A 10,629-nucleotide genomic window follows, 5' to 3' on the forward strand; every position below is an offset into this window, starting at 1 on the left:
GCAAATCAAAACGAGCTCAAATAGGACGTTTTAAAGTGCGCTCGTTCGCAAAATAGCGTGTGGTTTTAAAAAATAACTAAGCCTTAAAACGCCTTTTTTCGCCTCAAAAAACAGCCATTTTGTAAAACCGCAAAGCTTTTCTCTCTTTTGTGATATAACTTTGGCTATTGCCGCTGGTTTTTTGGTTTTGAAGGTCAGATATTTCTTCAAGTTATAGGTTAAACTAGCATCAAGACGTGTTTGTTGGCGTTTTCAATGCCCCTGGTATTTACGCGCTTCATATTTCTTAAGTGTACCAGCGTCCCCGCTCGCGCGGATTTACTTCGACTGTTCGGCTAGAGCTTCGTGTGCAATCCGTACTCCCAAGTTTTGTTCGGAAACGCTTTCCTGGTAACGCTTTTCGCGGCCCCGATAGCAACGAAATGCCCGCAAAGTATGATAAGCGAACGCCGCTGTTTAAGCGTATTCTTGAAAAGTGCTTCGAAGTTTGCAATATGTACTTTCCTATACTTGGAAGTTGCGAGTAACCTTAAAAAAGCGACACTAGAAAAAACACACTAAAAACAATGTTTCTAAATTTAGAAACATTTACGTAACTTTGTAACGTCTAATAAGGCAATGTTAAATGAGATTTTTCGAAACAAAATTTTTAGAAGAAGTAAACGAGTTTATTTCGCAGCTCGACACTAAGACCAGAAAGAAAATTATTTACAATATTGATCTTGCTGAACAGACTAACGACTCCAAACTTTTTAAGAAACTTCAAAATGACATTTGGGAGTTTAGGACAAAGTTTGCAGGACTTCAAATCAGACTTCTTGCATTTTGGGACAAGACAGATACTAAAAAAACTTTGGTGATTGCGACCCATGGTTTTGTGAAGAAGGTTGATAAAGTTCCGGCAAATGAAATTAACCAAGCCATATAACTGAGAGACCAATATTTTAACAGCAAACAAAAAAAGTAATCATATGGCAACTAAAGAATTAAAGACTTACTCGCTTGCCGAGATGAAAGACAAGTATATCGGTGAAGTCGGTACACCATCACGCGACGATTACGAATACGAGCTTCGTATGGACGTTTTAGGAAAAATGATTAAAGCCGCAAGACAAGAAAGAAACTTAACGCAGGAAGAACTTGGCCGACTTGTTGGAGTTCAAAAAGCTCAAATATCAAAACTTGAAAGCAGTGCCAACAGTGCGACTATTGACACCATTATTAAGGTGTTTAAAGCATTAAAAGCAGAAATTAATTTTAACGTAAAACTAGAAGACAATTTTGTTAAACTAGCTTGACAGAAAAGAAAGGCAAACCCTATGCTCCGCAAAGTTTCCCGACTTTGAGTTTAGTATAAAAGTACGCCAGCTTTAACCACGCGCTCAGCAAAAATCTCTCGACTTTGAAGCTGGTATGAAAAGTACCCCACTCCGCAAATTTTCCGCTTCCCGCCATATTGGTACGAAGCAACTTTTGGCACACCTGCGCCGTCTATCTGCGGACATTTTATTTGGTGCATTAGTTTTTTTAGGGTTTAGAAGCCAATCCCGTTTTCCGCTATAGTCCTCAAAAAATACGGCGCGTTCACACGACCTGTTGTGGGCTCCTTGCGTCGCCACAACAGTCGCGGTTCACGGAGCCGTATTTTTCTCCGGGCTGCCGCTGCAACCGGGGCTAGGAAATACGTTACTAACGTTTAGTGGAAAAAACGTATATTCGTGAGAGATAAAAGATGAAAGGAGTGTTTAATTTAACGTGTTGGAGAAACGAAAATTTGCAAAAGCCATCAGACGTAGAAGATGGTATTTTTCATTAATTTTCCCGTGGTTTCACGAATAACAGGCTCAAATGAGATATAAAAAATATCGTATATTTGGGAGTTATAGGCAATATTATAAACACTTGATAGACAAATAAAATGGATTTAAACGCTTATACTCGTACGATTAGTACTTTATTCTCAACTAATGTAAAATATGTTGTTCCAAGATTCCAAAGGGAATATTCATGGACAAAGGATGAGGTTTCAGAACTATGGCATGATGTAATTAATAATTTAAATATAAAGGATGACAAGATAGTAAATCTAGAATATTTCATTGGTTCATTGGTTTTGATTGGAGAAGATAAATCATCTGAGATGCTAATAGTTGATGGTCAGCAGAGACTAACAACAATAACAATTCTGCTTTCAGCATTAGTAGAAACTTTTAAAAGCATTGGACAAAATGATTTCGCTCAAGGAATCTATAGCACATATATTGAAGGTAAAGACGTTAGATTCAAACCTTTTTTTAAATTAGAAAATGAAAACCCTGCACCATTTTTACAAGAATCAATACAACATATTAGTAAAAAAGAAAATCAACCTCAAAATAAAGAGGAAAAAACTCTTTGGGATTCATACTTATATTTTATCAATAAGTTAAAATTAGAAAACTTAAAAAAAGATATAAAATTTTGGAATGATATTCCAGGGTCAATTGACCAAAAACAATTGGCAATTCTAGAAGCAGTTCGAGACGAAATACTACTTAATCTAAAAGTTATTTATATCACTGTAGCAAATGAAGATGATGCATACATGATATTTGAAACACTTAATGCAAGAGGAAAAAATTTATCATCAGTAGATCTTATAAAAAATGATTTATTTAAAGTGTTAAATAGTACTCATCCTGATGATACAGCAAAAAGAAATTGGAAACAAATTCAACTAAATCTATCCTCAAGAGCAACGAAAATCAACTTTGAGACATTTTTTAGACATTTTTGGCTTTCAAAATACAATTTTGTTACAGAATCGAAAATCTATAAAAATTTTAAAATTGAAAGTAATAAAGATTCTTTTAATCATTATGATTTTATTGTGGATTTAGGAAAGGAGGCAGATATTTATAATTTAATTGCAAATCCTTTAAAGACTGATTGGCCTGATCAAAATGATGCTACTGTTTTTAATAGTTTAAATGCATTGAGTTTATTTCAAATCACACAAATTAGGACGTTTATTCTAGCTCTGATAAAAAAAAGAGTCGATCGATTAATAAATCATTCAGATTTTTGTAAAATATTGAATGAAATGGAAAAATTTCATTTCAAGTATTCCGGTATATCTTCTCTGAAAATGAACATTTTCGAAGGTAAATATTCAAAAACAGCTAGAGATATTAGAAAAGCTACGACCAAACAACAATCAAAAGAAGTTATTGATCAATTGCTATCATTTTATAAAGAAAAAGAACCAAGCTTTGATTCATTCAAACAAAAATTTTCTGAATTAAAATTTACAAATCAATATACACGTGATAAGAAGTTAATTCAATATGTTTTTAGCAAAATTGAAAATTCTTATAGGCAAACAGATGAACTGTCAATTAATAAGATATCTCTAGAACATATAGATCCGCAAACAAATGCAAATGGAAATTATGGCTGGTTAGGCAATTTATTACCAATAGATAAGCAATTAAATGAGCAGTGTGGAAATAAAAGTTTTATTGACAAATTACCCATTTATGAACAATCTGATTTAAAAGTAGTTAATGAGTTTCTTAAAAAGCATAAATCAAAAATAAATTGGGATGAAACAAATCAAAATGATTGGTTTGATTTTTTAGCAGATGTTGCTTATAATCAAACATGGAAACTAGAAATGTAAATACTGCCGCTGACCCCTGCGCTCCGCAAAGTCTCCCGACTTTGAGGTTATTTTAAAAACCACACAAACTTTAAATTAACTTTAAAAAGGTAAACCATTGCCCGTAACGCAAATCTAATTGCACTTAAGTTAAAAACCCTCGTACCTGAGTTTACAGTTGTCGTGAATCGGTGAAAACGTTGGGCGTACGGTTGTGGAAATACAATCAGTGTTCAAAACGTTCCTACATGAATATATTTTAGTTAAATTTGAAATATGAATAAGCCTAGATTGTATTTCGATACTTCCGTATTCGGTGGGATTTATGATATAGAATTTCAAACTGAAACAGAGATGTTGTTTAAAATGGTTCAAGCAGGAGAAGTTATTTGTGTTTATTCTGACTTGACTGAATATGAATTAGAAACGGCACCTGAAAAGATAAAAGCTCATTTTCTGAATCTTGAAAAAAAGTCAATCGAATTTGTTGAAATAACGGAAGAAATAAATCAATTGGCTGAAGAATATGTACGAGAAAAAGTAGTAGGAGCAACAAGCATCGATGATTGCAGACATATTGCTTGTGCAACAATTAATAAAGTTGACTATTTGGTTAGTTGGAATTTCAAACATATCGTTAATGTTTTTAGGATACGCGGATATAATTCAATTAATCTTAAAAATGGATATATGCAAATTGACATTCGCTCACCTAAAGAAATAATTACTAATGAAAACTAAAGCAAAAAAAATAGAGAAGGAATTTGATACGGTTAAGTTCTTTAGAGCAGTTAAGGAAAAAATCGCCGAAGAAACTAATGGAATGTCCTTTAAAGAATTTAAAGAATATTTGAGTAAACGTAAATTGAATACCACAAAATAAAAGCCTACGCCCAATAGCCAGGGTTTCCCTTGCTCCGCAATTCTATCTACTTAGAAATTAGTTTAAAACACACCAGCTTTAAACCAACTTTAAAAAGATAAACCATCGCTCGTAACGCAAATCTCAATATACGTATTTTAAACACGTATTTCCGGGTGAGCGACAGCAGCGGTATCCTTTTAGGCGTTACGGAATTTCCAGTATTTTTCGCCTAAAAGATTTAGCGGATGGCGCGACGGCGGTTGGGTGATCCGTTTGCGAAGCGGTATGATTGCACCGCCGGCACCCCCAAAAAAAATCAGTAAAGCAAAATAGCTATCCCTCGAAAATATCTCCATCGGGATAGGGTGCGCGAATTTTCACTTCGGTTTTGGCAACGGGATGCACAAATTGCAATTGCCGCGCATGTAAACTGATGCCGCCGTTGGGGTTCGAGCGTTTGGCACCGTATTTTAAATCGCCTTTAATAACCATACCACAGGCAGCCAATTGTGCACGAATTTGATGATGTCTGCCCGTTTCTAAGTGTATTTCCAACAAACTGTAATTGGTAAATGCGCGAAGCAATTTGTAATGCAAAACGGCTTTTTTACTGTTAGTGACCTCTTTTTCAAAGGCTCTGCTGGTATTGTTTTTTTCGTTACGAACCAAAAAATGCGTTAACGTAGCGGCTTCCTGCTGCGGCTTTCCTTCGATTAAACAATGGTAAACTTTCTCCGTTTCGCGACTGCTAAAAAGGGCATTCATCCGAGCTAAAGCCTTCGAAGTTCGCGCAAAAACAACCACGCCCGAAGTAGGTCGGTCTAATCGATGCACCACACCCGCAAATACAGCCCCAGGTTTCTGATATTTAGCAGCAATGTAGTTTTTTACGGCATCTAACAAGGTTTCGTCGCCGGTTTTATCGCCCTGAACTAAGTCGCCACAACGCTTGTTAACCGCCACCAAATGATTGTCTTCGAACAATACCTGCAAGTTCGAACCGTCTGCAGCCGTTTTCATTAATACTGTTCTCCGGCGTTTGGAAAATCAACCGACTTCACATCTGAGACGTACTGCGAGATTGCTGCTGTCATTTGGTCGTATAGGTTGAGGTAGCGACGTAAAAATCGAGGTGAAAACTCATTATTCATGCCCAACATATCGTGAATAACAAGTACCTGACCATCGACATCGCTTCCGGCACCAATACCAATTACAGGAATGCTGATGCTTTCGGCTACGCGTTTGGCAAGCTCTGCCGGGATTTTTTCGCACACTAATGCAAAACAACCCAACTTTTCGAGCATGATGGCATCCTCAATGAGTTTTTCGGCTTCGGCATTTTCTTTAGCACGTACGTTATACGTTCCGAATTTATAGATGGATTGTGGTGTAAGTCCTAAATGTCCCATTACGGGAATTCCAGCGTTCAAAATTTTCTTGATCGAATCTTTAATTTCGCGTCCGCCTTCCAACTTTACCGCATGCCCGCCGCTTTCTTTCATGATGCGAATGGCCGAACGCAAGGCTTCTTTCGAATCGGACTGGTAGCTTCCAAAAGGTAAATCTACGACGACTAACGCACGATTGATGGCGCGTACGACCGACGAAGCGTGGTAAATCATTTGATCCAAGGTAATCGGGAGTGTGGTTTCGTGACCTGCCATGACGTTACTCGCCGAATCGCCAACTAAAATTACATCGATGCCAGCCGAATCAACGATTTTCGCCATGGTAAAATCGTAGGCAGTGAGCATGGATATTTTTTCGCCCTGACTTTTCATTTCAATCAGCGAACGGGTGGTAATTCGTTTGTAGTCTTTTTTAGCAACCGACATAGCACAAAATTTAAGTCGCAAAGTTAGCTAAATCGCGATACTATAGTCATCAAATTTCACGCTATTAAGATATATTTGCCGAAAGTACTACTACTATGAAAAAGTTGTTTTTGTTTGCTGTTTTGTTTGCGAGTTCGGCTTCGTTTGCGCAGGATTCGGCTAGTCCGGAGAAAATTGTCGAATGGTTTTTTTCGGGTTTGAATCAGAAGACACCCGCAATCATGCGTCCGTTATTGTTGAATGAATCCGTTAACTTCGATACGTTGATGTATATAAATGGTGAACCCAAGGTTGTTTCGAGAACGGCTACCGATTTTTTGAATGAGTTTTCGAATATTCCTGAGAACATCAAGTTAGAGGAGCGAATTTCTAACGTAATTGTTCGTAATTACGGACAAACTGCCGACGTTCACATGGATTACGATTTTTACGTAAATGATGCGTTACAACACAGCGGTCGAAATTATTTTTTTCTTGTTGCTGTTGACGGTCAATGGAAAATTGCGCATACGTACGATACGCGAAAGTCTGCAAAATAATAATTAGCAGTCGGCAATATTTACAGCCACTGCCAAACCACCTTCTGAAGTTTCTTTGTATTTGGAATTCATGTCTTTGGCCGTTTGCCACATGGTATTGATGACCTTATCCAAAGGAACTTTTGCATTTTTAGCATCGGTTTCTAGTGCGAGCTCTGCGGCGTTAATCGCTTTTATTGCGCCCATGGTATTTCGCTCGATGCACGGAATTTGTACCAGACCACCGATCGGATCGCAGGTTAATCCCAAATGATGTTCCATGGCAATTTCTGCTGCCATGAGTACTTGCTCGGGTGATCCGCCCATTAATTCGCATAACGCAGCTGCAGCCATGGCCGATGAAACGCCAATTTCTGCCTGACAGCCACCCATTGCTGCCGAAATCGTTGCGCCTTTTTTGAAAATACTGCCTACTTCGCCGGCAACCATCAAGAATTTCTTTACTTCATCGTCGCCTGCTTGGTGGTTTTCGATAACCATGTAGTACATCAACACGGCAGGAATTACGCCCGCCGAGCCATTTGTAGGAGCTGTAACCACACGACCTAAAGCCGCATTAACTTCGTTGACAGCCAAAGCAAAGCAAGATACCCACTTTAAAATTTGGCGAAATTTAACTTCGGTTTTACGAATGGTTTGCAGCCATTCTTGTGGGTTATTGTACTGTCCGTTGCCCATTAAATTTTGATGCATGTCAAAGGCGCGACGCTTAACGTTTAAACCGCCGGGTAAAATTCCGTCGGTATGGCAGCCAATATACATGCATTCGAGCATGGTGTTCCAAATACGGAGCAACTCGCTGTGCACCAGTACTTCCGGGCGCATAGAAATCTCATTTGCATACACAACTTCCGATATTTTTAGTTGATTCTCGCTGCAATAATGCAATAATTCAACTGCGGTATCAATCGGGTAGGGGAATGCACAGGTAAAATCAGTGCTGTTTTCGTTGTTTTGCTCTTCTTTCACAACAAACCCGCCACCAATCGAATAAAAAGTTGATGCGTATGCTTCGCCGCTTTCTTTAAATGCGGTGAATGTGAGGCCGTTTGCATGAAATGGAAGGAAGTTCTTATGAAATACGATATCTGTAAGAAATGAAAATCCGATTGTTTTTTCATTTCCCAGCTGCAAAGTCTGGCTGTTTTGGATGTCTGCAATGATACTTCCGATGTTTTCAACAGGAATGTACTCCGGGTCTTGGCCGCTCAATCCGAGCATAACTGCTAAATCTGTTGCATGCCCTTTGCCGGTTAGAGAAAGTGAGCCGTATAAATCGACTTTCACGGCGAAGGTTTCTGCGAAGAATCCGTTTGCGTGAATTTCACTTAAAAACTTTTCGGCAGCACGCCAAGGCCCAAGTGTGTGCGAGCTTGAAGGCCCGACACCAACTTTGAGCATATCAAAAACAGAAATGCACTTATCCATGACGCAAATTTAGCGCGAAATCGTTTGCGTACGGTCGGGTCCTACCGAAATAATTTTAATCGGAACGCCAACTTCAGCTTCGATAAATGAAACGTAGTCTTTTAATTCGGTCGGTAAATCGCTGTATTCGGTAAGTCCAGTAAGGTCGGCATGCCATCCTTTGAAACTTTTGTAAACCGGACTCACGTTTTCTTCTTCGATGTTGTAGGGTAGGTGGTCTATGATTTCACCGCGATAATTGTAAGCTGTACACACTTTAAGCTCCTCAAAACCAGAAAGTACGTCGCCTTTCATCATCATGAGTTGAGTAACGCCATTTATTTGAACTGCGTACTTTAGAGCAACGAGATCAAGCCAGCCGCAACGACGTTTACGTCCAGTAACCGAACCGAATTCGTTGCCAATTCGCGCCATAGTTTCGCCCACTTCGTCGAAGAGTTCTGTTGGGAAAGGTCCGCTACCTACACGTGTCGTATAAGCTTTGAAAATTCCGTAAACGTCTTTGATTTTATTTGGAGCGATTCCCAATCCGGTACAAGCGCCGGCAGCCGTTGTATTCGAAGAAGTTACAAACGGATACGTACCGAAGTCAACGTCGAGTAAACTTCCTTGTGCACCTTCGGCTAAAATCGATTTGCCGTCTTTAAGCGCTTGAAAAAGATACGCTTCGCTGTCGATGAATTGTAGTTTTTTTAATGTTTCGATGGCTTCAAAAAATTCGTTTTCCATTTCAGCCAAGTTGTATTGAATGGAAACGTCGTAGAATTTAATCATTGCCTCGTGTTTATCGGCGAGATTTCGGTAACGTTCTTTAAAATCGTCGAGTTCTAAATCGCCGATTCGCAAGCCATTACGTCCGGTTTTATCCATGTACGTTGGTCCGATGCCTTTGAGTGTCGAACCAATTTTTGCCTTGCCTTTTGAGGCTTCGGATGCCGCATCTAGCAAGCGATGTGTCGGTAAAATCAGATGTGCTTTGCGCGAAATGATCAGTTTGTTGTAAATGTCAATTTTGAATTGTTCCAAACCTTCGAGTTCTTTTACAAAAACCACGGGATCGATAACAACACCGTTTCCGATAATGTTGACCGCGTTCTTGTGGAAAATTCCGCTTGGGATGGTTCGTAATACGTGCTTGATTCCGTCGAATTCGAGCGTGTGTCCGGCGTTTGGTCCGCCTTGGAATCGAGCAATAATATCATACTTTTGGGTGAGCACGTCGACAATTTTTCCTTTGCCTTCGTCGCCCCATTGCAAGCCTAACAGTAAATCTACAGACATTAGTTGATTGGGTTATATTCAGTTGTGTTGGGAAGATTCTCTTCCGTAGTTGTTGCGTTTTGAGATTTACGAGTACCGTAAAAATAGAGGGAATGATTGGAAATCTCCACGTCGAAAATCTCTTCAATCGTTTTTTTGATGGTTTGAATGCGCGGATCGCAAAATTCGATTACTTCGCCGGTATCAGTCATAATGATATGATCGTGTTGTTTGTCGAAGTACGATTTTTCAAAATACGCCTGCGATTGTCCGAATTGGTGTTTGCGCACCAAGCCACAGTCGAGCAATAATTCGATGGTGTTGTAAAGCGTAGCGCGACTTACGCGGTAGTTTTTGTTTTTCATTTTGACGTATAAGTTCTCGATGTCAAAATGCTCCTGACTGTCGTAAATCTCTTGTAGAATAGCATAGCGCTCAGGAGTTTTCCGGTGCGCGTTTTTCTCGAGATATTTTGTAAAAACGTTTTTTACAATCTCCTGATTCTTGCTGTTGTCTTCGCTTATGAGTGTCATAGTGGCAAAGATAGTAAAATTGAATTTTAGATTAAAGTGTCGAGTTTCTCTCTGTTTACTCAAAAAACCATAAGATTTTCGTTGTTTATTTTCTTTGTTTTGATGACAAAAAATAACGACAAGGGTGATGGTATTTTTTCTACCTTGCGTTAAAACTTTTGTCTATGAGACTTTCTTTAAACTGTATTCTTCTGTTTGCCCTGCTCTCAATTCACACTGCATTTAGTCAAGATGTGCCGCCAAAAATTAATTCTGAAATTAAATCAGTAAAGGTTTTTACCTCGGGCGCTCAGGTAACACGTACCGCTCAAATTCAGCTTATTGCAGGGAAAAATGCTGTGGTTCTAACAGGATTGAGTCCGGAGATTGAAGAAAACAGTGTTCAAGTTACTACTCCGGATTTTGCAAGTGTAGCTTCGGTGAAAGTTCAGCTAGACGTTTTGTCTTCGAAGAAAGTGCGCGATGAGGTTAAAGCTTTGGAAGATCGATTGGAGCGATTGCGAAAACAGCGTAACGACCAACAAGA

General features: G+C 39.0%; 13 protein-coding genes. 7 read left to right on the forward strand and 6 right to left on the reverse strand.

Going from position 1 to position 10,629, the window contains the following annotated elements:
• Positions 1-30 precede the first annotated feature (30 nt).
• On the reverse strand, positions 31-210 hold the full coding sequence (locus Q0064_RS07745; protein WP_298146728.1) for a hypothetical protein: 180 nt from the start codon (positions 208-210) through the stop codon (positions 31-33).
• Positions 211-625: 415 nt separating this feature from the next.
• Between Q0064_RS07745 and Q0064_RS07750 the strand changes: the two genes are divergently transcribed.
• From Q0064_RS07750 to Q0064_RS07770, 5 genes are all read left to right on the forward strand, one after another.
• Entirely contained in the window at positions 626-928 is a 303-nt protein-coding gene (locus tag Q0064_RS07750; RefSeq protein ID WP_298146731.1) for a type II toxin-antitoxin system RelE/ParE family toxin, read from the forward strand.
• A gap of 43 nt (positions 929-971) precedes the next feature.
• Positions 972-1,298, forward strand: coding sequence for a helix-turn-helix transcriptional regulator (locus tag Q0064_RS07755; protein WP_298146734.1), 327 nt, complete (start codon positions 972-974; stop codon positions 1,296-1,298).
• Between the two features lie 620 nt (positions 1,299-1,918).
• Positions 1,919-3,661: a DUF262 domain-containing HNH endonuclease family protein gene (locus Q0064_RS07760; RefSeq protein WP_298146739.1), complete on the forward strand. Its 1,743-nt coding sequence runs from the start codon at positions 1,919-1,921 to the stop codon at positions 3,659-3,661.
• 255 nt (positions 3,662-3,916) lie between these two features.
• Entirely contained in the window at positions 3,917-4,381 is a 465-nt protein-coding gene (locus tag Q0064_RS07765; RefSeq protein ID WP_298146742.1) for a type II toxin-antitoxin system VapC family toxin, read from the forward strand.
• Positions 4,371-4,523: a hypothetical protein gene (locus tag Q0064_RS07770; RefSeq protein ID WP_298146745.1), complete on the forward strand. Its 153-nt coding sequence runs from the start codon at positions 4,371-4,373 to the stop codon at positions 4,521-4,523. Before Q0064_RS07765 ends, Q0064_RS07770 begins: the two co-directional genes overlap by 11 nt.
• A gap of 315 nt (positions 4,524-4,838) precedes the next feature.
• On the opposite strand, the gene Q0064_RS07775 is transcribed toward Q0064_RS07770, so the two are convergent.
• Positions 4,839-5,525, reverse strand: coding sequence for an RluA family pseudouridine synthase (locus tag Q0064_RS07775; protein ID WP_298146748.1), 687 nt, complete (start codon positions 5,523-5,525; stop codon positions 4,839-4,841).
• The gene (gene panB, locus Q0064_RS07780; RefSeq protein WP_298146751.1) at positions 5,525-6,343 is read right to left on the reverse strand and encodes a 3-methyl-2-oxobutanoate hydroxymethyltransferase; all 819 of its coding nucleotides are present in this window, start codon (positions 6,341-6,343) and stop codon (positions 5,525-5,527) included. The genes Q0064_RS07775 and panB overlap by 1 nt, the downstream gene beginning before the upstream one ends.
• Before the next feature lie 95 nt (positions 6,344-6,438).
• Between panB and Q0064_RS07785 the strand changes: the two genes are divergently transcribed.
• Positions 6,439-6,882, forward strand: coding sequence for a hypothetical protein (locus Q0064_RS07785; protein ID WP_298146754.1), 444 nt, complete (start codon positions 6,439-6,441; stop codon positions 6,880-6,882).
• 3 nt (positions 6,883-6,885) lie between these two features.
• Here Q0064_RS07785 and Q0064_RS07790 read toward each other — a convergent pair whose 3' ends face one another.
• The 3 genes from Q0064_RS07790 to Q0064_RS07800 are packed head-to-tail and all read right to left on the reverse strand — an operon-like array spanning position 6,886 to position 10,103.
• On the reverse strand, positions 6,886-8,310 hold the full coding sequence (locus Q0064_RS07790; protein ID WP_298146757.1) for an L-serine ammonia-lyase: 1,425 nt from the start codon (positions 8,308-8,310) through the stop codon (positions 6,886-6,888).
• 9 nt (positions 8,311-8,319) lie between these two features.
• Positions 8,320-9,591 carry an adenylosuccinate synthase gene (locus tag Q0064_RS07795; RefSeq protein ID WP_298146759.1) on the reverse strand — a complete coding sequence of 424 codons (1,272 nt, stop codon included), beginning with the start codon at positions 9,589-9,591 and terminating at the stop codon, positions 8,320-8,322.
• Positions 9,591-10,103, reverse strand: a complete 513-nt coding sequence (locus Q0064_RS07800; protein ID WP_094485635.1) for a transcriptional repressor — start codon at positions 10,101-10,103, stop codon at positions 9,591-9,593. Before Q0064_RS07800 ends, Q0064_RS07795 begins: the two co-directional genes overlap by 1 nt.
• A gap of 164 nt (positions 10,104-10,267) precedes the next feature.
• Here Q0064_RS07800 and Q0064_RS07805 point away from each other — a divergent pair.
• Positions 10,268-10,629 (forward strand): DUF4140 domain-containing protein (locus tag Q0064_RS07805; RefSeq protein WP_298146767.1); only part of this gene is annotated, 362 nt, incomplete at its 3' end.

Origin of the sequence: Flavobacterium sp., assembly GCF_027490375.1 — a bacterium.
GTDB lineage: Bacteria > Bacteroidota > Bacteroidia > Flavobacteriales > Flavobacteriaceae > Flavobacterium.

Coding starts and splice junctions, on each gene's coding strand:
- Q0064_RS07750 (WP_298146731.1), top strand. CDS start 626: ATGAGATTTTTCGAAACAAAATTTTTAGAAGAAGTAAACGAGTTTATT.
- Q0064_RS07755 (WP_298146734.1), top strand. CDS start 972: ATGGCAACTAAAGAATTAAAGACTTACTCGCTTGCCGAGATGAAAGAC.
- Q0064_RS07760 (WP_298146739.1), top strand. CDS start 1,919: ATGGATTTAAACGCTTATACTCGTACGATTAGTACTTTATTCTCAACT.
- Q0064_RS07765 (WP_298146742.1), top strand. CDS start 3,917: ATGAATAAGCCTAGATTGTATTTCGATACTTCCGTATTCGGTGGGATT.
- Q0064_RS07770 (WP_298146745.1), top strand. CDS start 4,371: ATGAAAACTAAAGCAAAAAAAATAGAGAAGGAATTTGATACGGTTAAG.
- Q0064_RS07775 (WP_298146748.1), bottom strand. CDS start 5,525: ATGAAAACGGCTGCAGACGGTTCGAACTTGCAGGTATTGTTCGAAGAC.
- panB (WP_298146751.1), bottom strand. CDS start 6,343: ATGTCGGTTGCTAAAAAAGACTACAAACGAATTACCACCCGTTCGCTG.
- Q0064_RS07785 (WP_298146754.1), top strand. CDS start 6,439: ATGAAAAAGTTGTTTTTGTTTGCTGTTTTGTTTGCGAGTTCGGCTTCG.
- Q0064_RS07790 (WP_298146757.1), bottom strand. CDS start 8,310: ATGGATAAGTGCATTTCTGTTTTTGATATGCTCAAAGTTGGTGTCGGG.
- Q0064_RS07795 (WP_298146759.1), bottom strand. CDS start 9,591: ATGTCTGTAGATTTACTGTTAGGCTTGCAATGGGGCGACGAAGGCAAA.
- Q0064_RS07800 (WP_094485635.1), bottom strand. CDS start 10,103: ATGACACTCATAAGCGAAGACAACAGCAAGAATCAGGAGATTGTAAAA.